Source organism: Luteibacter sahnii (assembly GCF_034063545.1).
Lineage (GTDB): Bacteria > Pseudomonadota > Gammaproteobacteria > Xanthomonadales > Rhodanobacteraceae > Luteibacter > Luteibacter sahnii.
Genome location: NZ_JAQLOK010000001.1, coordinates 141,266 through 164,534, shown reverse-complemented (window position 1 = coordinate 164,534; position 23,269 = coordinate 141,266). Strand labels below are relative to the sequence as shown.

Annotated in this window: 19 protein-coding genes; 13 read left to right on the top strand and 6 right to left on the bottom strand. The window is 61.8% G+C overall.

What is annotated here, in order from left to right:
- Positions 1-2: 2 nt before the first annotated feature.
- From PI246_RS00760 to PI246_RS00720, 9 genes are all read left to right on the top strand, one after another.
- Positions 3-2,084 (top strand): glycosyltransferase, encoded by a 2,082-nt coding sequence (locus tag PI246_RS00760; protein WP_320549378.1) that lies wholly within the window; start codon positions 3-5, stop codon positions 2,082-2,084.
- A gap of 2 nt (positions 2,085-2,086) precedes the next feature.
- Positions 2,087-4,117: a glycoside hydrolase family 99-like domain-containing protein gene (locus tag PI246_RS00755; protein WP_320549377.1), complete on the top strand. Its 2,031-nt coding sequence runs from the start codon at positions 2,087-2,089 to the stop codon at positions 4,115-4,117.
- A complete protein-coding gene (galE, locus tag PI246_RS00750; RefSeq protein ID WP_320549376.1) occupies positions 4,114-5,133 on the top strand; it encodes a UDP-glucose 4-epimerase GalE in 1,020 nt (339 codons plus the stop codon). The genes PI246_RS00755 and galE overlap by 4 nt, the downstream gene beginning before the upstream one ends.
- Before the next feature lie 61 nt (positions 5,134-5,194).
- A complete protein-coding gene (locus PI246_RS00745) occupies positions 5,195-5,941 on the top strand; it encodes an electron transfer flavoprotein subunit beta/FixA family protein (RefSeq protein WP_320549375.1) in 747 nt (248 codons plus the stop codon).
- Positions 5,942-5,963: 22 nt separating this feature from the next.
- Positions 5,964-6,902 (top strand): electron transfer flavoprotein subunit alpha/FixB family protein, encoded by a 939-nt coding sequence (locus tag PI246_RS00740; RefSeq protein WP_320549374.1) that lies wholly within the window; start codon positions 5,964-5,966, stop codon positions 6,900-6,902.
- A 266-nt stretch (positions 6,903-7,168) separates the two neighbouring features.
- Positions 7,169-8,620: a UbiA family prenyltransferase gene (locus PI246_RS00735; RefSeq protein ID WP_320549373.1), complete on the top strand. Its 1,452-nt coding sequence runs from the start codon at positions 7,169-7,171 to the stop codon at positions 8,618-8,620.
- Complete coding sequence (locus tag PI246_RS00730) at positions 8,620-9,924, top strand: FAD-binding oxidoreductase (protein ID WP_320549372.1); 1,305 nt, start codon at positions 8,620-8,622, stop codon at positions 9,922-9,924. The genes PI246_RS00735 and PI246_RS00730 overlap by 1 nt, the downstream gene beginning before the upstream one ends.
- A gap of 2 nt (positions 9,925-9,926) precedes the next feature.
- Positions 9,927-10,664 carry an SDR family oxidoreductase gene (locus PI246_RS00725; RefSeq protein WP_320549371.1) on the top strand — a complete coding sequence of 246 codons (738 nt, stop codon included), beginning with the start codon at positions 9,927-9,929 and terminating at the stop codon, positions 10,662-10,664.
- Positions 10,661-11,074: a GtrA family protein gene (locus tag PI246_RS00720; protein ID WP_320549370.1), complete on the top strand. Its 414-nt coding sequence runs from the start codon at positions 10,661-10,663 to the stop codon at positions 11,072-11,074. The genes PI246_RS00725 and PI246_RS00720 overlap by 4 nt, the downstream gene beginning before the upstream one ends.
- Before the next feature lie 31 nt (positions 11,075-11,105).
- Here the strand turns inward: PI246_RS00720 and PI246_RS00715 are convergent, their stop codons facing one another.
- From PI246_RS00715 to PI246_RS00690, 6 genes are read right to left on the bottom strand one after another with little or no spacing between them, the layout of a single operon-like run.
- Positions 11,106-12,728, bottom strand: coding sequence for a hypothetical protein (locus PI246_RS00715; protein WP_320549369.1), 1,623 nt, complete (start codon positions 12,726-12,728; stop codon positions 11,106-11,108).
- Complete coding sequence (locus PI246_RS00710; RefSeq protein WP_320549368.1) at positions 12,725-14,914, bottom strand: glycosyltransferase; 2,190 nt, start codon at positions 14,912-14,914, stop codon at positions 12,725-12,727. Before PI246_RS00710 ends, PI246_RS00715 begins: the two co-directional genes overlap by 4 nt.
- Positions 14,915-16,948 (bottom strand): methyltransferase domain-containing protein, encoded by a 2,034-nt coding sequence (locus PI246_RS00705; RefSeq protein ID WP_320550220.1) that lies wholly within the window; start codon positions 16,946-16,948, stop codon positions 14,915-14,917.
- A 35-nt stretch (positions 16,949-16,983) separates the two neighbouring features.
- A complete protein-coding gene (locus PI246_RS00700; protein ID WP_320549367.1) occupies positions 16,984-17,700 on the bottom strand; it encodes an ABC transporter ATP-binding protein in 717 nt (238 codons plus the stop codon).
- Positions 17,701-17,702: 2 nt separating this feature from the next.
- Positions 17,703-18,515: an ABC transporter permease gene (locus tag PI246_RS00695; protein WP_320549366.1), complete on the bottom strand. Its 813-nt coding sequence runs from the start codon at positions 18,513-18,515 to the stop codon at positions 17,703-17,705.
- Positions 18,516-18,533: 18 nt separating this feature from the next.
- A complete protein-coding gene (locus PI246_RS00690; RefSeq protein ID WP_320549365.1) occupies positions 18,534-19,700 on the bottom strand; it encodes a trans-sulfuration enzyme family protein in 1,167 nt (388 codons plus the stop codon).
- A gap of 187 nt (positions 19,701-19,887) precedes the next feature.
- Between PI246_RS00690 and rfbB the strand changes: the two genes are divergently transcribed.
- The 4 genes from rfbB to rfbD are packed head-to-tail and all read left to right on the top strand — an operon-like array spanning position 19,888 to position 23,259.
- On the top strand, positions 19,888-20,937 hold the full coding sequence (gene rfbB, locus PI246_RS00685) for a dTDP-glucose 4,6-dehydratase (protein WP_320549364.1): 1,050 nt from the start codon (positions 19,888-19,890) through the stop codon (positions 20,935-20,937).
- Entirely contained in the window at positions 20,934-21,821 is an 888-nt protein-coding gene (gene rfbA / locus PI246_RS00680) for a glucose-1-phosphate thymidylyltransferase RfbA (protein WP_320549363.1), read from the top strand. Before rfbB ends, rfbA begins: the two co-directional genes overlap by 4 nt.
- Positions 21,818-22,366 (top strand): dTDP-4-dehydrorhamnose 3,5-epimerase, encoded by a 549-nt coding sequence (gene rfbC, locus PI246_RS00675; RefSeq protein WP_320549362.1) that lies wholly within the window; start codon positions 21,818-21,820, stop codon positions 22,364-22,366. Before rfbA ends, rfbC begins: the two co-directional genes overlap by 4 nt.
- The gene (gene rfbD / locus PI246_RS00670) at positions 22,363-23,259 is read left to right on the top strand and encodes a dTDP-4-dehydrorhamnose reductase (RefSeq protein ID WP_320549361.1); all 897 of its coding nucleotides are present in this window, start codon (positions 22,363-22,365) and stop codon (positions 23,257-23,259) included. Before rfbC ends, rfbD begins: the two co-directional genes overlap by 4 nt.
- The last annotated feature ends 10 nt before the right edge of the window (positions 23,260-23,269 follow it).

The window sequence follows — 23,269 nt, the reverse complement described above, 5'->3', positions numbered from 1 at the left end:
CCGTGTCCGGCAAGCTCTCCTGGCGTTATCGCCGCGCCCTCACGATCGCCCAGCGCGTGCGCTCCAGCATCGCGTTGCGTGGCTGGCGCGGCACGCTCTCGCGCATTTCGCAGGAGTTCGTCAGCCGGCCGGCCATCGACGATTCGCTGCGCCTGCTTCCCCTGGACGCGCCATTCGAACCGTTCGCCCTGCCCTCCTCGTCCCACCCGCGGGTGTCCATCGTGATACCGGTGCACGGCAAGCTGGCGTACACGCTTGCGTGCCTGCGCTCGATCGCCGCCACGCCGCCAACCGATCCCTTCGAGGTCATCGTCGTCGACGACGCGTCGCCCGACGGGACAGCCGACGTGCTTGGCCAGGTGGCGGGGCTGCGCCTGCTGTGCAACGACGAAAACCTCGGCTTCGTCGGCAGTTGCAACCGGGGTGCGGCAGCCTGTGTGGGGGAATTCATCGTCTTCCTCAACAACGACACCCAAGTGACGGCGGGCTGGGCGGACGAGCTCCTGCGTTGTTTCGAGCTACGCCCGCGCTGCGGCATCGCGGGCAGTCAGCTGGTGTACCCCGACGGACGCCAGCAGGAAGCCGGTGCCTGGGTCTTCGCCGACGGCTCGGCCTGGAGCATCGGCCGCTTCGAACCTCGATCGGATCCTTCGTTTCGGTATGCGCGTCAGGTCGACTACGTGTCCGGCGCGTCGCTGGCGATCCGCCGCGACACCTTCGCCACATTAGGCGGCTTCGATACACGCTTCGCGCCGGGCTACTACGAAGACACCGACCTGGCCTTCGCCGCGCGCGCGGCGGGTTTTGAGGTGTGGTATATGCCGACGAGCGTGCTCGTGCACGCCGAAGGCATCAGTTCGGCCGGTGCGCCAGACAGCGGCATGAAGCGGTTTCAGGCGATCCATCGGGGCACCTTCGCCGAGAAGTGGCGCGACGCACTGGCGCGCCAGCCCCGTCCCGATACGCCGCTTCCTCGTATCGCGCGGGAACGCTACCGTGGCACGATCCTCGTCGTCGACGGCGCCACGCCGGACGCATCCCGTGACTCCGGCTCGCTGCGACTGATCTCGATAATGCGGCTTCTGGTCGACGATGGCTGGCACGTGGCGTTCGCACCCGACGACGGACGTGCCACCGACACGGCCATCCGCGATCTCGGGCGGTGGGGCGTCGAAGTGCTGGCCCGCCCATGGAGCGACGGCGTGCCGTCCTGGCTCGCGCGCCATGGCGAAACGGTGCATGCCGTGGTGCTGTGTCGCCACCCCGTGGCTGCGCAGTACGCCCCTCTCGTCCGCCGTCACGCACCGGGGGCCCGATTGATCTTCGATACGGTCGACCTGCATTTTCTTCGCGAAGAACGCGCTGCGGAACAGGCCGGCATCGCGTCCCTGTCGCGCCAGGCGTCCGCCACGCGCCAGCAGGAGCTCAAGCTGATCGCCGATGCCGATACCACGTTCGTCGTGAGCGACTACGAGCGCGAGCTTCTTGCGACGCTGCTCCCCGACGCGCGAGTCGAGCTGCTGTCAAACATCCATGAGGTGCATGGCCGAACCCGCGGTCATGCCGGCCGACGCGACCTCCTCTTCGTGGGAGGTTTCGGCCATCCACCCAACGCCGATGCCATGCGCTGGATGGCCGAGGCCATCCTCCCCGCCTTGCGCCGCGTGGTGCCGGACGTTCGCATCCTCGTGGCCGGCGACGTCCCCGATGGCGAGCGTAGATCGCTCGCGGCATCCGGCCTCACCATGCTGGGCCGCGTGCCCGACCTCGCTCCACTGATGGAGGCGGCGCTGGCGTCGATCGCGCCGCTGCGCTTCGGTGCCGGCGTGAAGGGCAAAGTGAACATGGCGATGAGCCACGGGTTGCCCGTGATCGGTACCGCGGTGGCGGTGGAGGGGATGAGGCTTACGGATGGGGTCGACGTGTTGACTGCCGTTACGCCAGATGACGTCGCCGACGCTTACCGGCGTCTCGCCACAGACGCTGGCCTGTGGTTGTCGCTTTCGGATCGATCGATCGACCACGTGGCCGAACACTTTTCCGCCGACGCAGCACGTGTCGCCCTGCAAAGCGCCCTGCTCTGACCATGCGTATCGACAGCTTCCGCTCACTCGTCTTCCACGGTCTGCGCTTCGGTTTCCGCCTCATGCCGCTGCCGACGGGCACACGCGACCGACTACGGCAGCGGTTTCTCTCCCGGCATGCTGACTTGATTCCAACGCCGCCCCGCGGGCGCGCGGTGGCTGGGTCGGCACGACGACCGGCGGATCATGCCGCTCATCGCTTGATAGACCATCGCGAAAAGGTCGATACGCCACTGCCGTCCGTCCTCCCCGCGACCCTCGTGGCCTTCTACCTTCCCCAGTTCCACCCGTTCCCGGAGAACGACGCCTGGTGGGGCAAGGGTTTTACCGAATGGCGCAACGTGGCACGTGCGCTTCCGCAGTTTGAGGGCCATGTGCAGCCCAGGCTGCCAGCCGATCTGGGCTTCTACGACCTTCGCTTGCGCGAAACGATGCACGAACAGGCCGACCTGGCGAAAGCCTACGGCATCGGTGCGTTCTGCTCGTATTTTTACTGGTTTGGTGGAAAGACGCTCATGGAGGCGCCGCTACGCTCATGGCTCGCCGACCCTTCGCTTGATATGGCGATCTGCCTGTGCTGGGCGAACGAGAACTGGTCGCGCCGATGGGACGGCCGTGCCGACGACATTCTCATCGCGCAAGACCATAGCGCGGACGACGATCTGGCGTTCATTGCGCACGTATCGGACTACCTGAAGGATCCACGATACCTCCGTGTCGATGGCAAGCCCATGCTGCTTGTGTACCGACCAGGCCTTTTGCCGGAGCCAAAGCAGACCGCCGCCCGTTGGCGGGCGTGGTGTCGCGACAGCGGCCTGGGCGAGATCCATTTGGCCTATGTCCAAAGCTTCGACAATGTCGATCCGCGGACCATAGGATTCGACTCGGCGGTCGGATTTCCACCAAACAATACGACCGCACGCAACGTGACGGCTGGTCGCACGTTGCTCAATCCCGACTATGCTGGCGAGCTGCTGGACTGGCGCGATCTGGCCGAAAGCGTGAAGGACGCCGATTACCCGCTTTATCCAGCGGTCAATCCGGGTTGGGACAACGAGGCCCGGCGCAGCGGGCGCGGGCGCACGTTCGTGCATGCCTCGCCGGCGGGTTACGCCGCGTGGTTGCGAAAAGCCATCACCGCAGCGCGGCACCGCATGCCCGCCCAGCCCATGGTGTTCGTCAATGCATGGAACGAGTGGGCCGAAGGCGCCGTGCTCGAGCCTGACACGGCCCGAGGACACGCCTGGCTGGATGCCACGCGGTCGGCACTGCTGCCTCTTCCCAGTCACCCACGCCCCGTCGCACTTCTGCACGTATGGCACGTCGATCTTCTTCCAGACATCCTTCACGCCCTGAAGGCCTCCGGTATCGATTGGCGCATCGTTGCCACCACGACGGAAGATCGGGAACCGGCGGCACGCGAAGTGTGCCAGCGACTGGGCTTCACGGCCGAGTGGTGCGTGTACCCCAATCGGGGACGTGACGTACTTCCGTTCCTGCGCGCCGCAGCGCCGCTATTGCTGGACGGTACGCGGACCATACTCAAGCTCCATACGAAGAAAACGGAACACCGCGAGGATGGCGACCGTTGGCGCCGCGACCTGCTGTCGGCGTTGCTTGCGCCGGAGCGCGCGCGAAGGCTGCTCGACGCCCTCCACGCCACCCCCGACATAGGGTTCATAGCGCCCGATGCCCATGCACTGCCCCTAACGGACTACATGGGAGCGAACGCGCCGCACGTGCGACGACTCAGTGAACGCTTGGGCATCGTCGTCACCGACGACGACCGCTTCATCGCCGGCAGCATGTTCTGGGCAAAAGTCGAAGCACTTCGACCGGTATACGACATGGACCTGGCCACCTGGGAATTCGAAGAAGAAGCCGGGCAAGTCGACGGCACGCTCGCCCATGCCATTGAACGAGTGGTCACGCTCGGTGCCGCGCGGCAAGGGCTATGCGTCAGGGAAGCTAACGACGTACTGGGCGAGCCTACGGCAGCCCGGTTCACTTACGCGAAGGAATCCAGAGCATGAAGATCCTCGTTTGCGGCGGTGCCGGATACATCGGATCGCATACCGTGGTCGAACTGGTCCAGAGGGGACACGAGGTTCTTGTGTTCGACAACTTCTGCAACGCGTCGCGTAGGGCGATAGAACATATCGAACGCGTCACCGGTCGTGACATACCGTTCGTTGAAGCAGACATACGTGACCGAGCCGCGCTGGATGCGGTTTTTCACGATTTTACCGCCGACGTGGTCATCCACTTCGCGGCGCTGAAATCCGTGGGTGAATCCACCGAAAAGCCGCTGGACTATTTCGACAACAATATCGCCGGCACGATCGTGCTGCTCCAGGCGATGCGTGACCACCGCGTGTCCCGGCTGGTTTTCAGTTCGTCGGCCACGGTCTACGGCCTGGCCGAACGCTGCCCGATCGACGAGACGGCCCCGCTGTCCGTCACCAATCCCTACGGTCGCACCAAACTGGTGATGGAGGAGCTCATCGGTGACCTCGTGGCATCCGATCCAGGCTTTCGCGCCGGTATCCTGCGCTACTTCAATCCTGCGGGAGCGCATCCGAGCGGACTGCTGGGCGAAGACCCCAACGGACGACCGAACAACCTCATGCCCTACGTGAGTCAGGTGGCGATCGGCCGGTTGCCCGTGCTCCAGGTCTTTGGCAACGACTACGATACGGCCGACGGCACTGGCGTGCGCGACTACATCCACGTTGTGGATCTCGCCCGGGCACATGTCGACGCGGTGCAACGGCTGGCGGACCACGATGGCTTCACCGTCAATCTCGGTACAGGGCGAGGCTATAGCGTCCTGGAGGTCATCGCCGCGTTCGAGCAGGCGAGCGGGCGCCATGTTCCTTACGAGATCAAGACCCGGCGGCCCGGCGACGTGGGTATCTGTTACGCCGATCCTGCCCTGGCCCAGAAGATCCTCGGCTGGCGGGCCGAACTCGGATTGCAGCGCATGTGTGAAGACGCCTGGCGCTGGCAATCCATGTTTCCCCAGGGCTTTGCCACTCCGCGTCCCTGACCCACCTGCGACGCGACCCGCTAGAATGACAAGTTGCGGCATTTCACTGTGAGGACCTTCGATGAAGATTCTGGTCGGCTACAAGCGCGTCGTGGACTACAACGTCCGCATTCAGGTCAAGCCCGATGGCACCGGCGTCGTTACCGACGGCGTGAAGCTGTCGGCCAACCCCTTTGACGACATCGCCCTCGAAGAGGCCCTGCGTCTGCGTGAGAAGGGCGTGGCCGACGAGGTGGTGGTCGTGGGCATCGGCCCGGCCGATCTCACCGCCCACCTGAGGAACGGTCTGGCGATGGGGGCGAACCGCGCCATTCACGTTCAAACGGCCGATGCCGTGTCGCCATTGACCGCTGCTCGCACGTTTCTCAAGCTCATTGAGAAAGAGCAACCCGGCCTGGTGATTCTGGGTAAGCAGGCGATCGACGACGACGCCAACCAGACCGGCCAGATGCTGGCGGCCCTGTGGGACCGTCCCCAGGCGACGTTCGCCGGCAAGGTCGAGATCGCCGACGGCAAAGCCACGGTCACCCGTGAGGTGGATGCCGGCCTGGAGACCATCGAAGCCGACCTGCCTGCCGTCATCACCACCGACCTTCGCCTCAACGAGCCGCGCTTCATCAAGCTGCCGGACATCATGAAAGCCAAGAGCAAGCCCATCGACGTCATCGAACTGGGTTCGCTGGGCGTCGACGCCGCCGATCACGTCAAGGCCACGCACTACGCCGCACCGGCCAAGCGCAGCAAGGGCGTGATGGTGAAGGACGCCGCCGAACTCGTCGCGGCCCTCAAGCAGAAGGGCCTGCTGTAAGGCAGCCGACCGGAGAATCCACATGACCAAGATCCTCGTTATCGCCGAACACCTGGGCGGCCAGCTCAACGCCTCCACCGCTCGCGCGGTCAGCGCCGCCGTGGCCGTCAAGCCCGACGCCATCGACGTGATCGTGCTATCCGACGCCCCTGAGGCCATCGCGGCCGAGGCCGCGAAGATCGAAGGCGTCAGCAAGGTGCTCACCGTCGCCCGCGCCGAGAACGCCCACGCACTGGCTGCCGTGCTCGCCCCGCAGATCGCGAAGGCCGCCGCCGGCTATACGCACGTGTTCGCGCCGTCCACGACCTTCGGTAAAGATCTCGCCCCCCGCGTGGCCGCCCTGCTGGGCGTGTCGCAGGTGAGCGACGTGATGACCGTCGAGGGGCCGCACAGCTTCAAGCGCCCGATCTACGCGGGCAACGCGATCGTCACGGTCGAAGTCGACGCCTCGACCACCGTCGTGGCCACCATCCGCACCGCCTCGTGGCCGGCGGCCGGTTCGACCGGCTCAGCGCCGGTGGAAGCCCTATCCCTCGACGTGACGCTGCCGAACCACACCCGCTTTGTCGGCTTGCAGCAGGGCAAGAGCGACCGTCCCGACCTCCAGGGCGCCTCGAAAGTCGTTTCGGGCGGCCGCGGCGTGGGCTCCAAGGAGAACTTCGAGATCATCTACACGTTCGCCGACAAGATCGGCGCGGCCGTGGGCGCTTCGCGCGCGGCGGTAGATGCCGGTTACGTGCCGAACGAAATGCAGGTCGGCCAGACCGGCAAGATCATCGCACCGGAGCTGTACATCGCCATCGGCATTTCGGGCGCCATCCAGCACCTCACCGGCATCAAGGATGCCGGCACGATCGTGGCGATCAACAAAGATGGCGAGGCGCCGATCTTTGAGATTGCGGATATCGGGCTGGTGGGGGATCTGTTTAAGATTTTGCCGGAACTTGAATCGAGTCTCTGACGGCGCCAAGCGATCCGTTCCGACGAACGCCCGGCGTGCCTCGTAGCACGCCGGGCTTTTTTTCGAGGGTGCGCCCCCAGGACGCGAGGGCAACGGGGATCCTTATCGGATCGATGCGCGCTGCCAAAGATGCTGGCGGGCTATTTCTCATACTACAATGGGCACGCCTCGTAACGCCTTGTCTTTCTGGAGAAAGCCTTCTCAGGGCGTGAAGATCACGTCGTCGACTCCGGGTGGGGGCACTATTACATCATCACGGGCAGACCATGACCGAAGTGTTTTCCGCAGGACAGCCGACCCCGACCGCCGGCATCCCTCTATGCGTTGATCTGGACGGGACGTTGATCCGCTCGGACCTGCTGATCGAGTCGGCCTTGGCACTTGTCGCGAAGCGTCCACTCATGGTCTTTGCGATGTTCGGGTGGCTCCTCCGCGGCAAAGCCTATCTGAAGCGGCAGATCGCGCTCCAGGTCAGCCTGGATCCCGAGACGCTGCCCTATAACCATGAACTGGTCGACTGGCTGCGCCAGCAACGCTCGGTTCGTCCCATCGTGTTATGCACGGCGTCGGATCGTACGCTCGCCAAGCCGGTAGGCGATCATGTCGGCGTATTCGACGAGGTGCTTGCCAGCGACGGCGAGTCGAATCTCTCCGGCCGCCGCAAAGCAGCCGCGCTGACGGCACGGTTCGGCGAAAAAGGCTTCGACTACGTGGGGAATGCATTGGTGGACGTGCCGGTGTGGAAACACGCCCGGCATGCCCTCGTTGTTGAACATGGCCATGCCATGTCCCGGGCCGCTGAGCGCGTTGCGACGGTTGAGCGTCGATTTCAGGTCACGCGGGGTGGCCTGCGGGCTTGGGCGAAGGCGCTACGGATCCACCAGTGGATCAAGAATGTCCTCGTGTTCCTGCCTATACTCGCTGCGCACCGCGTACTCGACGTAAGCTCGGTAGCCGCTTCGTTGCTCGCTTTCGCTTGTTTCGGGCTTTGCGCGTCAAGCGTCTACCTGACGAACGACCTGCTGGACCTGCCATCGGACCGGCTGCATCACCGGAAGAAGCATCGGCCATTTGCTGCGGGCACGATTCCCCTTATCGCCGGCCCCGTCGTAGCCCTCGGCCTCCTGGTGGTTTCGTTTACCTTGGCGACGGCACTGGGCAAGAGCTTCGTAGCGGTGCTCGCCGGGTACTACTTACTCACCACGGCCTACTCGATTCGCCTGAAGAGGATCATGATGCTTGACGTCGTGGTCCTGTCGGCGCTCTACACGACGCGCATACTGGCGGGCACCGCCGCGATCGACGCGAAGCCTTCCTTCTGGCTCCTTGCGTTTTCCATGTTCATCTTCCTCAGCCTCGCGATGGTCAAGCGCTACACCGAACTGCTTGCACTACAAGCCGCGGGCAAGGTAAAGGCAAGCGGACGGGGATACGACGTCGACGACATACCGCTCATCCAATCGCTGGGAGGCTCAAGCGGTTATCTCGCTGTGCTTGTGCTGGCTCTCTATGTCGACAGCACCGCCAGCCTGTCTCTGTATCGCCATCCGCACCTGCTCTGGGCTCTTTGTCCCTTGTTGCTCTACTGGATCAGCCGAACCTGGGCGATCGCGCACCGAGGCGTCATGCACGACGATCCTGTCGTTTTCGCAGTCATGGACCGTACGAGTCGTATCGTCGGTCTACTGGGCGCCGTCGTCATCGCGTTGGCCATCTGATGTCGGGAGTAGGCGAATCCTGGGGCCGTTACCCCCGTGCGTCGGGACAAACTGTCCTTCGTTTGGTAGATCGCGACGTGACGCTGCCGACGCATACAGCTCCGGCGCTTCCCTATGGAAACGGTCGAAGCTACGGCGACAGCTGTCTGAACAGCGGGGGCACGCTGCTGCATACCCGGGGCCTAGACCGGTTCATCGCGTTCGACCCCAGGGAGGGTCGTCTGGAATGCGAAGCCGGCGTCTTGTTCTCGGACATCCTCGATTACGTCGTCTCCCAGGGATGGTTCCTTCCTGCAACACCGGGAACGCGCTTTGTCACTGTCGGTGGTGCGATCGCCAACGACGTGCACGGTAAAAATCATCACCGGGCGGGTACGTTTGGTCATCACGTGGAATCGTTGGTGTTACAACTGACGGATGGACGCCGCCTCCAATGCTCACCTTCAGAACATGCCGACCTCTTCCATGCCACGATCGGCGGCCTGGGACTGACGGGAGTCATCGTGACCGCAGCGTTCCAGCTACGCCGCATCAGCAGCCCCTGGATGGCTACGGAATCCCGTCGCTTCGGTCAGCTCACTGATTTTTTCACCCTCTCGGAGGAATCCGAAAAGGACTATGAATACACAGTGGCTTGGATCGACTGCACACGCACGGGAAAGCAGTTGGGGCGAGGTATTTTCAGCCGGGCCAATCATGTGCCTGCGCGACGCGAGATCCGCGCCGCCGCGCAAAGGCCGCTTACCATGCCGCTCACGCCCCCCTTCTCATTAGTGAACCCAGCAAGCCTGAAGGCGTTCAACTGGCTTTACTATCACAAACAGCGGTCCGCGGTGATTCACGATACGGTTCATTATGAGCCGTTCTTCTACCCCCTCGACGGGATCGCCCATTGGAATCGGATGTACGGTCCAAGCGGCTTTCTTCAGTACCAGTGCGTGATTCCCCCTACGGGCGCATATGCCGTCACCTCTGAGCTGCTGGCCACGATCGCCCGTAGTGGCGAAGGCTCATTTCTCGCTGTATTGAAACAGTTCGGCACCAGGCCCTCGCGGGGACTGCTCTCCTTCCCGCGCCCTGGCACTACGCTCGCGCTGGATTTCCGCAATCAAGGCAGAAAGACGCTCGAACTACTCAATCGGCTCGACGCGATCGTGGACGAGGCCGGCGGTGCGGTATATCCCGCCAAGGACGCGCGCATGAGTGCAGAGCGTTTCCGTCGATATTTTCCCGCGTGGCAGACTTTCCTCGCGTTTCGCGACCCCGGACTGAACTCGGACTTCTGGCGCCGGGTCATGGAGTGAATATGCAACGAATCCTCATTATCGGCGCAACATCCGCCATCGCCGAAGCCGTCGCGAGAATCTACGCCTCCGAAGGAGCAAGGATCTATCTGCTCGCCCGCAACGCCCAGAGGCTCGCCGCCATGGCCACGGACCTCGCCGTACGCGGCGCCGTCGATGTGCAGCATGCCCAGCTCGACGTCAACGAAGATACGGCGATCGACGGTGCGGTCGATGCCGCTTGGACAGCGCTGGGCGAAGTGGACGTCGTTTTGATGGCCCATGGTACGCTTCCTGACCAACTCGCATGCGATAGTTCCAGACACATCGCCATACGCGAGTTCTCTACGAACGCCACCGCAACCATCGGCCTGATCATTCCCATCGCCGCGCGCATGGAAGCCTCCGGCAGGGGCACGATCGCGGTGATTTCATCGGTAGCCGGCGATCGAGGCAGGGCCAGCAATTACCTTTACGGTGCCGCCAAAGCCGCCACGTCGACCTATCTGAGCGGGCTGCGTCAGCGCCTGAACGGCAAAGGTGTCAACGTACTCACGATCAAGCCTGGCTTCGTCGACACACCGATGACTGCCTCGTTTCGCAAAGGCGCGCTGTGGGCTTCGCCGAGCCAAGTCGCCCAGAACATCGTCACAGCGATAGCCAGGCGCAAAAGCGTGGCTTACACCCCCGCCTTCTGGGCGTTGATCATGTGGGTGATCCGCTCGATCCCCGAATTCGTCTTCCGGCGGATCAAGCTATGACAAGACGCGAACTCATCATCCGCTACGCGATCTTCGCCGCCATAGCGATCCTGATCAATCTCGGCAGCCAAGCGCTGGCTGTGAGCGTTTACCACGGGCCGTTCGCTATTCCGCTGTCGGTGATCTTCGGTACTGGCACCGGTCTGGTCGCAAAATACGTACTGGACAAAAACTGGATCTTCTACCACCAAGCGGCAAATCGAAGCCACCAGGCAAAGACGTTCGTGCTCTACACGGTGATGGGACTAGCCACGACGGGCATTTTCTGGATCACGGAAGCCCTTTTTCATGCTGCCTTCGATGCACCAGCGATGCGTTACGTCGGCGGCCTCATCGGATTGGTAGCGGGCTATCTGGTGAAATATCAGCTGGACCTTCGTCATGTCTTCGTCGATGCGCGTGCGACCTAGATCGCACGCGCCCACTTACGAATCGTACGACTCAGTCGATGCGCTTGAATAGCAGCAGGTGCGAGAACTCGCCGAAGTATTCCGGCGTCTTCGAGTCATACCGTTCTGCAAGCCGGTAATGCTCGTCGAACCACTGTCGATCGTTCGCACTCGTAAACAACGGTGCGGACGGGCATGACCGAGGCGATGTCAGCATCCGATTACGCTCCACTTCGAATGCCCGCTTGACGATGAACTGAGGCTTCAGTTCTCGGATGGCGTCGATGAAATAGTGGCAACCGGAATGCTCCGCGTATGCAAATACCGAACGATCAACGAGGCCGACCTCATCGAAAATCCGGGCATCATTGTAATAGCCCTGCCAACCCACGGCTTCCATCCAAACGGACTGCGCCTGCCACCTGGTGCCCAGGTCCTCGCCAAGCCGACCGCGAAAACCACGTTCCTCCTGAAGCCACCGGGTGGTGTTTTCACGCATGAGTCGTGCTTCGTCACGTTCAGCGTGCGCGGTGACGCCCACCAGCAACAGCAGCGCAAAAGAGGCCTTCAGAGGCGCCTTGTCCATGGCCGGAATCGCGAATAGAGCATCCAGAATGGCTTGCACGACGACCACGACCGCGAAACCCAGCCAGAACGTGATGTACCACTCCCACACGTTGGGCACCGAGACGATGAAGCACCCGTATCCCGCCGTGAACGTCGCCATGAGCGCACGCCAAGAAAAACCTGACCTGCCATGGTCCCGCCAGGCGACGACGAACCTGCAAACCGCGATCACGAGAACCGCCAGGAACAGGACGAACGCCCCACCTTTCCCAAGAGTCACGAACGCATCGAGGTAGTCGAACCGGGCGGTAAGGAAAGTCACGGGAGCATGGAAGATCGCGCCCGTATCGGTGCCGAAATAAGCCTTGGCGAGAACCGTATTCGGCACCCATTGACCGGTCGTTACCTTCATGACCAACGGCGGGATGACCCAGCCGGCACCCGCAGCGACAGCACTGCGAATCCAGAGACCTTTCGGCAGCCCGAAGATAACGTGCAGCGCGAGCGCCAGCGCCCCGACCATAGCGATCTCGGGACGATTCCAAGCCAGTAGCCCCGCAACGAAAAGAGCAAGGTACAGACGTCCCGACCGAGCCACGCAGGCGATGACCGCCACGGACACCATGATGAACGGCCCTTCCAGACCCAGCCACATAAACCTCAGGGGCATCACGAGGAGCGCCATACCGGTGACCACCAAGGCCGACACGGCGAGACGGCGACCTGCGCCGGCCATACATATCCAAGCGACCAGGGCCGTGAGCCCCAGAAGCCAGACGAAGTTATAAGTGAAGTACACCGGATCCATAGGCAGCCCGAAAAGGCGAAGAACCGCATACGCCAATCCGCCCACGAGCCAGAACATGGGATCGGTCGCCCCCATGACCGACGTCTGGGTGTTGTAGACCAGCCGTCCGTGATCAACGAGGTTACGGAAGTGACGCAAGCCGATCATCGCGTCCTCCTGCAGACCGACCGGCTTCAATCGGTCGATGAAATGCTTGAGGAACAAAAAAGCCGCCAAGGCGAGCACTACGGCGAACGCAAACTCGGCCCAATAGCGCCAGTCTTTCCTTGGATGTCCGTTCAGGACGAAAGAACTCTTCATCGGGCACGAACCCTCTTCATCAAACGATAGACCGACCGGGCAAAACGCTTACCGATCGGCAACATCCACGGGGCACGGCGTTGAATGATGTGCGCTACAGTCAGGGCGGCGCGCACGACTTCGCTGTTTTCATAGGCATCCAGGCGCGCCCTTAGCTCGGGATCGGCAACACCCGCCGCTACGGGCGCACCTTCTGCCTCAAAACCTTCGATGGCGAATAGAGGCAGATCGATAAGACCAACACGCATCGACTTGTCACGCAAAATGTCGTGATAGGCCAGTCGATGGCGGGAGCGACCTTCCAGCGAATGGATCATCGAATCGCCACGCACCCTGTAGAAGAAGTGTACGTCGCTTGTCACGATGAACCTGACACCTTGCTGGACGGCACGCAGGTAGAAGTCCCAGTCCTCGTAAGCCACCAACTCGTCGCGATACCGCAGTGCGTGGGCCGTCTTCTTGCGGATAAGCATCGTGGCGGTGGAAAATCGGTTCTGATGAAGCCCCGATGCCCGGGCTTCGCCGATGAAAACGTAACAGTTCTCCAACTCTACCTGAGTATGGAGCCGCCCCTCCTCGTCGTCGTGAAAATACGCGGTCTGGGGAACGACGATGTCATATGCCGGATTGGCCACAAGCGCCCCGACGGCCAACTCGATGAACTCGGGGCCAATAAGGTCGTCGGCATCGAGGGGAAGCACGAATTCACCCCGACACACCTCGAGGGCAGCGTTGCGCGTCGCAGCCAGACCGCGATTATAAGGCGCCCGGATCACCCGCATCCTGTCGTCGCCGAGTTCGGCTAGTCGCTGGATGACAGCTAGGCTAACCGATTCGGTCGATGCATCGTCGACGACGACGATTTCGATATTGCTGTACGTCGAGGTAAGCACGCTATCGATCGTCCGATGCAGATAGGCGCCGAGGTTGTAATGCGGAATCACGACGCTGACGAGCGGATCCGCGACCATCTTCTGCTTCGGCGGCAGTGTGCGTACAAGCCAGGGGCCAGCATCCTCCGGGGCATACGCTACGGAAAGCGCATGGTCGCCACGCTCGAAGATGTCTTGCAAACAGCGGCCGAGGTCCTCCGCTGAACCATCGAACGTCTCGCAGTTATCGCCCGATATCCATGGTGACCGCGCGTCGAAAGCAGGATTTTGCTCATTAACGACGCAGACCGCACCCGCCATGGAAGCCTCATAGGCGGCGAGGCAGAAAGACTCCCATATCGTCGGAAAGACGCACACGCTCCGCGCAATGGTCTTGGCCCGCTCCTCTTGGGTCGCTCGGCCGACGAACCGCACGCGGTTGCGCAGGTCCCAGGGGATGAGGTTCTCTATGGACTTCTGGTAAGACTCGTCGAACGCGTGAGCGAGAAACACCACGTCGCCGCGATACTGGGGACGGGCGCGCAGAAAGGAAACACAGCCGCGAATGAAAACGTCGGGACGCTTGAGTCGCTGCAGCTTCGAAGAAAATACGATCGGCGTATCGTCGTTCGGCTGAATGGCCTGAGCCGCGATGTCGCCATGATCGAGTACGACCGGCGGAGCGTGGACGACGACGCGACTATCCCACTCGTCGTCGGTAAAGCCGTAGAACGCCTTCATCCGATCAGCAACACTCGGCAACTGGGCAACGATCAGGTCGCAATCAGCAAGCGCTTTGCGCTCCAAGTCGTACAGACAAAGCGCATGAATGTCGGTACTCCGACCCTCCACCATGGCGAGCACGCTATCGGTGCTGTGCAGGCGTACCGCGATCGTTGCCTCCCGAAGGCCACGCCCCAGCAGCTTCTCCTGAGCGGCGGCGAATGCATTGCCACCCCAGTCGCCAAACTCAACGTATCCGAGTGGGCCGTGGCCAGCTTCAAGCTTCAACAGCGCTTGCATCGCCCGCACGGACTCGCCGTGTAACATGGTGTCGTTATAGGCGTGCGCACGCGGATAACGTCGACCTTTTTTGTCGACAGTGCGATAAGCGGAAGGACCCGCCTCGACAAAGAGGACGTCGGGATAAACCGCATTGAAGCGTCGGGCGCCAAGGCCGTCGGCAAGATACACCACGGCCGTCTTCTTCAGCTCCTCAGGCGTGGAGGTAGCCAGGATGTTGGCCGCAACACGGCCGATACCGCCAGCCGTGAAGGGAAACAACTCACGAATGACGAATACGCGCAGCGCCATTTAATTCAACTCCAGGAATTCGGTATATCGATCCAGCGATACCTTACGTATGCCTCTGGCGTAATCCACAATCATGTCTTGCATTTCGCCGGTGCCAATATCGAAGACGCGATTCATCGCAGCGGACACATCGTGAACGCTAAGGGGATTCTTCACTTCCGTCGCCGTCACGTAGGGATGATCCTCCAGCGCGTCAAGGAAAAGCGGTCCGCGCAAGCACGGAACGCCCATCGCAAGAGCCTCCTGATCCACCATCGGGTGACAATCGACGATGCTCACATTCGAAACCAGGTCGACCGAGCGCATGGTGTCGAGCATGGCACGACCCGTTCGCGCACCGAGTACCCGTAGCTTGCTGGCGAGACGACGGTCCAACGACATGTCGTTGGCCATGGTCCAGAACTCGCCTACCCTGTCGTTGAACTGAGCAGCCAGCAGGTTCGTGACAAGGTTCTTGTGGAGGAGGTTCCAAGAGGGAGACAGAACAATTCGCTTTTCCCGCGCCCTTGGGGCCTGCATGGGGGACGCGGGAACGTTAGGCGCGAGATTAAGCAACTGCGGCGCGTAGGCACGCGAACCGATCACCTCGTCCATGCCGCGCCGCATGCCCTGCATGCGCCGGAAGATCCCCTTCCTTACGAGGCTCATGGCCTGCTCGGCGAGCTTTCGTTCGCCCTCGAATACCCACATGGCCGCCGCGCCGTGCCACACAAGGTAGAGATGATCGAATCCCGAAGCACGGATGGCCCGCACAAAGGCTTCCATCGGCGCGGAAAACCCGTGCACGACGAGCCGATCCACCTTCAATTGTCGCAGCGTGTCGGCGATATCGGAGATATCCTTGGGCGTGAGCACGTGGTGCGCAGTGACCGCCAGTTTCCTGCCTGGAAGCGCACCGGCGGCGGCGCGCATACCGAACCACTCCTGGTGAAACACATGGCATACGCGATCAAAGCGCACGTCGGCATGTGCCCACTCCGTGTCCCGCGCCGCGTTCCACTGATACGACGTGTGCGTCGTGCGTTGTACGGGCGCGAAAAGGTGGCGTTCGTCGAATCGTTCTGCATCGTCCCTCTCCAAACCATCGACTTCGCCATCAAGCCCCAACATGGCGTTCTCGACGCGCTTGCGCAGACCCTGAATCGACGACAGCGACGACGCCTTCTCCTGGAGCGAGGCGATCGTCTGGTTCAGCGTCGCCACCGTCTCCCTCAGTTCGTCCCGTTCAACAATGGCCCGTCGCAGGTCCTCGGCCGCATCGTGCGTCTTGGCCTGTTCGACGGCAAACGCCTCCACTTCAGTCTCCAGGCCGCGTACTGCGGCTTCTACCCGCGGCAACCCGAGGAGCTTGCGCTCTTCGACACCGACTTCACGACTCACGCCATTTTCAATAACCGAAAGACGTCCCGCCGCACCGCTCTTCGGACGGCGGAAGAGATAAATATCTTGATGATCGACGATGCCACGATGGACGTCGACGTCCCATAGCGAGACAAACGGTCCGACGTGATCATGTACCCAGCAGCCGCCATGCCAGTTGTTCTCACGCATGCTGAAGCTGGTCAGCATATTCTCGATGAGGCAAAGGCTCCCGCCATCCGCCAACTTCTCGAGCAGGCGCCACGTGAGTGATATCGCATTCTCGGGCGCGTTGTGAATCAATACGGCGATGGTGAAGATCAGATCGAACGAGTCGGAAGGAAATACCTCATCCACCGAAGGAGCCACACGTATCCGCGTGTCATCGATGCCGGCGGGGAGGTCAGCTCGCAGAGGGGCTACCATCGACTCGGAAAAGTCGTAGCCGTGGTAGATCACATTCGGATTATTGGCAAAGTAACGCGTCATCCGGCCAAATCCGCAACCGAAGTCGAGGATCTTCAAGGGCCGCCCAAGGAACGCCGCGCGCTCGGCGATGAAGTCGCCAAGCCAATTCTCCTGCTGCCGGTACATGGGATTACCGGCCTCGGATCGCTGCAACTGCTGGCTCAGGTAATAGGCACCGTCACGGCTGCGCCAGTAATCCGAATTCACTTCGTTCAATTTTTTCCCCTCAATGGCGGCGCGTTTCAGCTCAAGCGTTCGATGCGCGTGATCCGTCCATGCTCAAGCGACACCGTGATGTTGCAAAGATCGTTGATAATCTTGGGGTTATGGGACGCAAGCACCAGAATGCTCGCTTTATCTACTAACGCCTTCAACCTGTCTTCGGCTTTTTTCACGAACTCGGCGTCGCCCACGCTCAGCCATTCGTCCATAAGCAGGATGTCCGCGTGGACGCTCGTGACGATCGAAAAGGCCAAGCGCAGTACCATACCGCTGGAATACGTGCGGACCGGCATCGCGAGGTAATCGCCAAGCCCCGAGAATTCCGCGATATCTGGCGTGAGGCGACGAATCTCCGGCCTGGGGATACCGAGCATCAGGCCACGAAGCAGGATGTTCTCGTATCCCGTTGCTTCGAAGTCCATGCCCAACGTTACGTCGATCAGGCTGGTGACGCGACCCTCAATGCGTAGCGCGCCGCCACTGGGTTCGTAGACGCCGCCGAGGAGTCGGAGCAGGGTCGTTTTGCCGGCACCGTTGTGACCGAGCAGACCGATGCGGTCGCCCGCTTCGATGGCGAGGCTGATGTCGCGCAGGGCTTCCACCACCGTGATCTGGCGACTTCCGCCGGCGATCCTGCCGCCGGTGGCGGCTGACATCACCATTTGCTTGAGGGACCGGTTGCCGGTGCCGTACACCGGCAGACTGAGACTGCAGTTGTCGAGAAGGATCGAGGCCATCGTTATACCCAGAACGCGATGCGCTGGCGATAGCGCACGAACATCGGAATGGCGACCGCATAGAGGGCCACGGTGATGATGCCTACCCCGATGTAGACGTTGGCGCCTGGGATGTAGCCCAGGATCGGCCCTCGGAGCAAGTCGACCAACATGAAGAGCGGGTTGTATTTTGCAAAGGCGACGCGCGTACCCAGCGCCTCCGGCTTCCAAAAAATAGGCGTCAGGAAGAAAGCCAACTGCACAACGCTGCCGACGATGGGCTGCATGTCGCGAAAACGCGCGCAAAACAGTCCAAGGATGATCGCCACGGGAATGGACGCGATCACCACGATCAAGAGTCCAGGCAAGACCATGAGCCACGTCCACGTCGGCGTGATGCCGAGGTAGATCATGAACGGGACGTATGCGACCCAGTTATGCAGGTAGATGACGACATTGCGCCCGATCATGCGAAACGCGTGCATCGTCATCGGCAGACGGACCGAACGTATCAGCGTGTCCGCGCCGCTGAACGTCGCACAGCCTTCCAGGATCAACATGGAGATCAGGCCCCAACTGATGATCCCCAGAGCCAGGTAAGGGATGAATTCGTGCGCATCGACGCGGAACAACGCCGCATAGAGCGGCCCCATGCCTGCGATGGTCACGATCATCGTCAGCGTGATCCATAGTGGCCCAAGCACAGAGCGGCGATAGCGCTGGCGGATATCTTGCCACGCAAGGGTGGACCAGATCGGCCATGAGTGGATTCCTTCACGGATATCCTTCAGAGCGAGCGAAAAACGGGAATCCGTGCTGACGACGGTGTTCTGCATGTGTTTGCTATCCAACGGTCAGGCCAACGCGGCCGCGAGTTCGTCGCGCAGGTCGCGAACGTCTTCCACACCCACCGACAGGCGGACGAGGCTGTCGGTGATTCCGAGCTTCTTGCGATTGGCCGGGGGAATGGAGGCGTGGGTCATAATCGCGGGGTGCTCGATGAGACTCTCCACGCCACCGAGGGATTCCGCGAGCGCGAAAAGGCTGCATCGCTCAAGCATGCGCCTGGCGCGCCTTAACCCCCCAGCCACCTCCACTGAAATGATGCCTCCGAACCCATCCATCTGCCGTTTCGCAAGCGCGTGTTGAGGATGGCTGCGCAGACCAGGGTAGATCACTCGGTCGATACCTGGATGCTTTTCAAGCCACCGAGCGATGTCGAGCGCATGATCGCAGTGCGCCCGCATGCGAAGGTGCAGCGTCTTCAGGCCACGCATCGCGAGAAACGCGTCGAAAGGACCGGACACGGCGCCTACCGAGTTTTGCAGGAAAGCCATGCGCTCCGCCATCTCGTCGCTGGCGGCCACGACGATGCCACCCACCATGTCCGAGTGTCCATTGAGATACTTGGTAGCTGAATGCAGCACGAGATCGGCACCCCATTCGATGGGACGCTGCAGCATCGGCGAACAAAAGGTGTTGTCGACGACCATGATCAGGCCATGCTTTCGCGCAAAGGCGGATACCTTGGCCAGATCGACGAGCTTCAACATGGGGTTGGTGGGTGTTTCTACCCAGACCATTCGCGTCCGCGGCGTCAAGGCGCCCTTGAGCGCAACCGGGTCGTTAAGGTCGACGAAACTGAAATCCAGACCAGCCGAACGCCGGCGCACCCGCTCGAAGAGGCGGTAGGTGCCGCCGTAGAGGTCGTCCATGGCGATGACGTGGTCCCCTGAGTCGAGCAGGTCGAGCACCGTCGACGCGCCGGCCAGTCCGGAGCCGAACGCAAACGCAGCCACCCCGCCCTCCAGATCGGCGACGCACCGTTCGTACGCCATGCGAGTCGGATTCTGGGTGCGCGAATACTCGTAACCCTTGTGCCGCCCGGGACTATCCTGCACGTAAGTTGACGTTGCATAGATGGGGGTCATGATCGCACCCGTCGCCGGATCCGGGCTCTGGCCGGCGTGGATCGCACGGGTACCCAGACCCAGCGAGGCCTTTTTCTTCTTATCGATCATAGACTTAACCATATGGCAGGGAGCCAGGGATAACGGCGGACGTAGGACAAAGCGCGGTATTTTACCGATCTTGTTACCGTTCGGCCCATTTTGCCTGAAGTGACGTTCACTTAACGTGGGGAGTTGGAGGCAGACGGACAGTCGGTGCATTATTGTCCGTCTTCCCGGCGACCTCATCGATCGACTCATGGCAACTCTCTTGGTCACCGGCGGAGCCGGTTTCATCGGCGGGAACTTCGTGCTCCGCGCCGTGGCGGCGGGCCACCGCGTCATTAATCTCGACAAGCTCACCTACGCCGGCAACCCGGCGACGGTCGCCTCCCTCAGTCACAGCCCGGGGCACCAACTGGTCATCGGGGATATCGCCGACGGCGCGCTCGTGAGCGAACTGCTCGCGCGGCATCGTCCCCATGCCATCGTGAATTTTGCCGCCGAAAGCCATGTCGACCGTTCCATCGACGGTCCGGGCGCATTCATTCAGACGAACGTGGTCGGCACACTCTCCTTGCTGGAGAGCGCGCGAGACTACTGGCGCTCGCTGCCACAAGGTGAGGCTGCCGGCTTCCGATTCCTGCACGTGTCCACGGACGAGGTCTATGGATCGCTCGGCCCGACCGGAACATTCAGCGAATCAACAGCTTACGCGCCGAACTCACCCTATTCCGCGTCGAAAGCCGCGTCGGACCATCTGGTGCGCGCATTCAACCATACGTACGGCCTACCGACACTTACGACGAACTGCTCGAACAATTACGGGCCTTACCAGTTTCCGGAAAAGCTTATACCGCTCGTCATACAGAAGGCGATAGCCGGTGAGCCACTTCCGGTCTACGGCGACGGGATGAACGTGCGCGATTGGCTGTTCGTGGAAGATCATTGCGACGCCATCCTGACCGTGCTGACCGCGGGACGGGTCGGGGAGACGTACAACGTGGGCGGAGAATCGGAGCGCACGAACATCGACGTTGTCCGCACGGTCTGCGCTCTTCTGGATGCGCATCATCCCCGATCCGACGGTGCGCCCTACGCAAACCAGATCACGTACGTACGCGACCGGCCGGGACACGACCGCCGGTATGCGATCAACGCTAGCAAAATACGGAGTGAGTTGGGCTGGAGGCCGAAACATGATTTCGAGACGGGCATGAGCTGCACGGTGACCTGGTATCTCAACAACCAGGCGTGGGTCACGGGCATCCTCGATGGCAGCTACCGGCTGGAGCGTCTCGGCACATGACCGTACGCAAGGGCATCATCCTCGCCGGCGGTTCCGGCACGCGGCTTTATCCGATCACCCAGGGCGTGAGCAAGCAATTGCTGCCCGTCTACGACAAGCCGATGATCTACTACCCCCTGGGCACGCTGATGCTTTCGGGCATCAGGGAGATTCTCGTCATCAATACGCCGCACGAGCAACCTATGTTCGAGCGACTCCTCGGTGACGGTTCGCAATGGGGCATCGATATCCGGTACGCCATTCAGCCGTCGCCCGATGGACTGGCGCAGGCATTCCTGATCGGTCGCGACTTCCTGGCCGGGGCACCCAGCTGCCTCGTACTCGGCGACAACATCTTTTATGGCGAGGGACTGACCGAACGGATGAAGCGTGCCGACACCGTCGAGCGAGGTGCCACGGTGTTCGGTTATTGGGTCCGCGACCCGCACCGCTATGGCGTAGCCGACATTGACCCGGAAGGGAAAGTCATCGGCATTGAGGAAAAACCGACGCATCCCAGGTCGAACTATGCGATTACCGGCCTGTACTTCTATGACGGGCAAGCCCCCGACTACGCCGCGGAGCTGCGCCCTTCACCCCGGGGAGAGCTCGAAATCACCGATCTTAACCGGCGGTACCTAAGCGAGGGCCGGCTTCACCTGGAGCAGCTCGGCCGGGGTTACGCATGGCTAGATACAGGCACGCACGAGTCGCTGATGGAAGCAGGCAACTACATCCAGACCATAGAAAACCGCCAAGGACTCAAGATCTGCTGCCCGGAGGAAATCGCCTTCCTCAACGGCTGGATTGACGCCGCTCGGCTTTCCGAACTGGCGGCACCGCTGGCCAAGGTCGGCTACGGACAATACCTGCAGCGTCTCGCCGAACTAGGCCGCCATCCATGAAATTCTCTCCTACACCGTTGGCCGGCGTTACGCTGATCGAACCAAACGTGTTCGAGGACGAGCGCGGATACTTCTTCGAAGGGTATAACCGGCGGGCATTCCTCGAAGCCGGCATCGACGTCCACTTCGTTCAGAGCAACGTCTCACGCTCGCGCCGCGGGGTTCTTCGTGGCCTGCATTATCAGTGGCCGCATCCCCAGGGCAAGCTCGTGAGCGTGCTCGAGGGTGAAGTCTTCGACGTCGCGGTGGACATCCGCCCCGAGTCGCCGACGTTCGGACAGTACGTCGGTGCCGTTCTCAGTGAGAAAAACCACCGCATGCTCTGGATTCCAGAAGGGTTTGCCCACGGTTTCTGCGTGGTATCCGAACATGCGACCTTCGCTTATCAATGCACGGCACTCTACGACCGCCTAGCCGACGGCGCGATCCGCTGGAACGATGCGACCTTCGCCATCGATTGGCCCGTCACGCGGCCCGATCTGTCGGCCAAGGACGCCGCCGCTCCCTTCATAGCCGATATCCCACGCGAGCGTCTGCCGACATGAAATTCCTGCTACTCGGGGCAGACGGGCAGGTGGGACGGTCGCTTCGGGAGTCGCTGGCCGGGTTGGGATCCGTCACGGCATCCACCCGGCAAGGCGATCATGGCGATCTCGCCTGCGATCTGGGCGACGCACACGCCCTCAACGAGCTGCTTGAGGCCACCTCGCCGGACGTTGTGGTCAATGCAGCGGCCTACACGGCAGTGGATCGCGCCGAGTCGGATCGGGAGACCGCCTACGCGATCAACGCGGCATTGCCTGCCCGTCTCGCAAGCTGGGCGGCGAAAACGAGGGCGTCAGTCGTCCATTACTCCACCGACTACGTGTTCGACGGTACGGCCAACCGTCCTTACCGCGAAGACGACCCAACGAATCCTTTGGGTGTATACGGTTCAACAAAGCTTGAAGGCGAGCGCGCCATAATCGCCAGTGGTTGCCGTCACCTGATCCTTCGAACGGCATGGGTCTATGGACAGGACGGACACAACTTCCTCAAAACCATGCTCCGGCTGGCCGGCGAAAGGCCGGCACTCCGCGTTGTGGACGATCAGCAGGGGACGCCAACCTGCGCCCTGTGGATTGCGCAAGCCACCGCCCAGATTATGAATCGCTGGTCAAAAGGCGAACAAGGCGGGATCGTTCACCTCACGGCATCAGGCCAGACGACATGGTATGGCTTCGCTCGTGTGCTCCTGGCCGAAGCCTACGCCCGGGGCCTCATTCCTGCCCTGCCCATCGTTGAACCGGTGCCGACAATGGAATATCCGACTCCGGCCCGACGCCCGGCCTTTTCCGTACTGGACGGTCAACTCGCCGAGCGCCGGTTCGATCTGCACCGCCCTGCCTGGAACGAGACCCTGAGCGAGCTCCTCGCTAGAATGGCACCCCAAACCTGACGATGCGGAC

Bases quoted from the DNA above. Each gene is read 5' to 3' on its own strand.
- PI246_RS00720 (WP_320549370.1), top strand. From the start codon at position 10,661: ATGACAAGACGCGAACTCATCATCCGCTACGCGATCTTCGCCGCCATA.
- PI246_RS00710 (WP_320549368.1), bottom strand. From the start codon at position 14,914: ATGGCGCTGCGCGTATTCGTCATTCGTGAGTTGTTTCCCTTCACGGCT.
- PI246_RS00700 (WP_320549367.1), bottom strand. From the start codon at position 17,700: ATGGCCTCGATCCTTCTCGACAACTGCAGTCTCAGTCTGCCGGTGTAC.
- PI246_RS00730 (WP_320549372.1), top strand. From the start codon at position 8,620: ATGTCGGGAGTAGGCGAATCCTGGGGCCGTTACCCCCGTGCGTCGGGA.
- PI246_RS00740 (WP_320549374.1), top strand. From the start codon at position 5,964: ATGACCAAGATCCTCGTTATCGCCGAACACCTGGGCGGCCAGCTCAAC.
- PI246_RS00745 (WP_320549375.1), top strand. From the start codon at position 5,195: ATGAAGATTCTGGTCGGCTACAAGCGCGTCGTGGACTACAACGTCCGC.
- rfbD (WP_320549361.1), top strand. From the start codon at position 22,363: ATGAAATTCCTGCTACTCGGGGCAGACGGGCAGGTGGGACGGTCGCTT.
- rfbC (WP_320549362.1), top strand. From the start codon at position 21,818: ATGAAATTCTCTCCTACACCGTTGGCCGGCGTTACGCTGATCGAACCA.
- galE (WP_320549376.1), top strand. From the start codon at position 4,114: ATGAAGATCCTCGTTTGCGGCGGTGCCGGATACATCGGATCGCATACC.
- PI246_RS00725 (WP_320549371.1), top strand. From the start codon at position 9,927: ATGCAACGAATCCTCATTATCGGCGCAACATCCGCCATCGCCGAAGCC.
- PI246_RS00755 (WP_320549377.1), top strand. From the start codon at position 2,087: ATGCGTATCGACAGCTTCCGCTCACTCGTCTTCCACGGTCTGCGCTTC.
- PI246_RS00695 (WP_320549366.1), bottom strand. From the start codon at position 18,515: ATGCAGAACACCGTCGTCAGCACGGATTCCCGTTTTTCGCTCGCTCTG.
- PI246_RS00715 (WP_320549369.1), bottom strand. From the start codon at position 12,728: ATGAAGAGTTCTTTCGTCCTGAACGGACATCCAAGGAAAGACTGGCGC.
- rfbB (WP_320549364.1), top strand. From the start codon at position 19,888: ATGGCAACTCTCTTGGTCACCGGCGGAGCCGGTTTCATCGGCGGGAAC.
- PI246_RS00735 (WP_320549373.1), top strand. From the start codon at position 7,169: ATGACCGAAGTGTTTTCCGCAGGACAGCCGACCCCGACCGCCGGCATC.
- PI246_RS00690 (WP_320549365.1), bottom strand. From the start codon at position 19,700: ATGATCGATAAGAAGAAAAAGGCCTCGCTGGGTCTGGGTACCCGTGCG.
- rfbA (WP_320549363.1), top strand. From the start codon at position 20,934: ATGACCGTACGCAAGGGCATCATCCTCGCCGGCGGTTCCGGCACGCGG.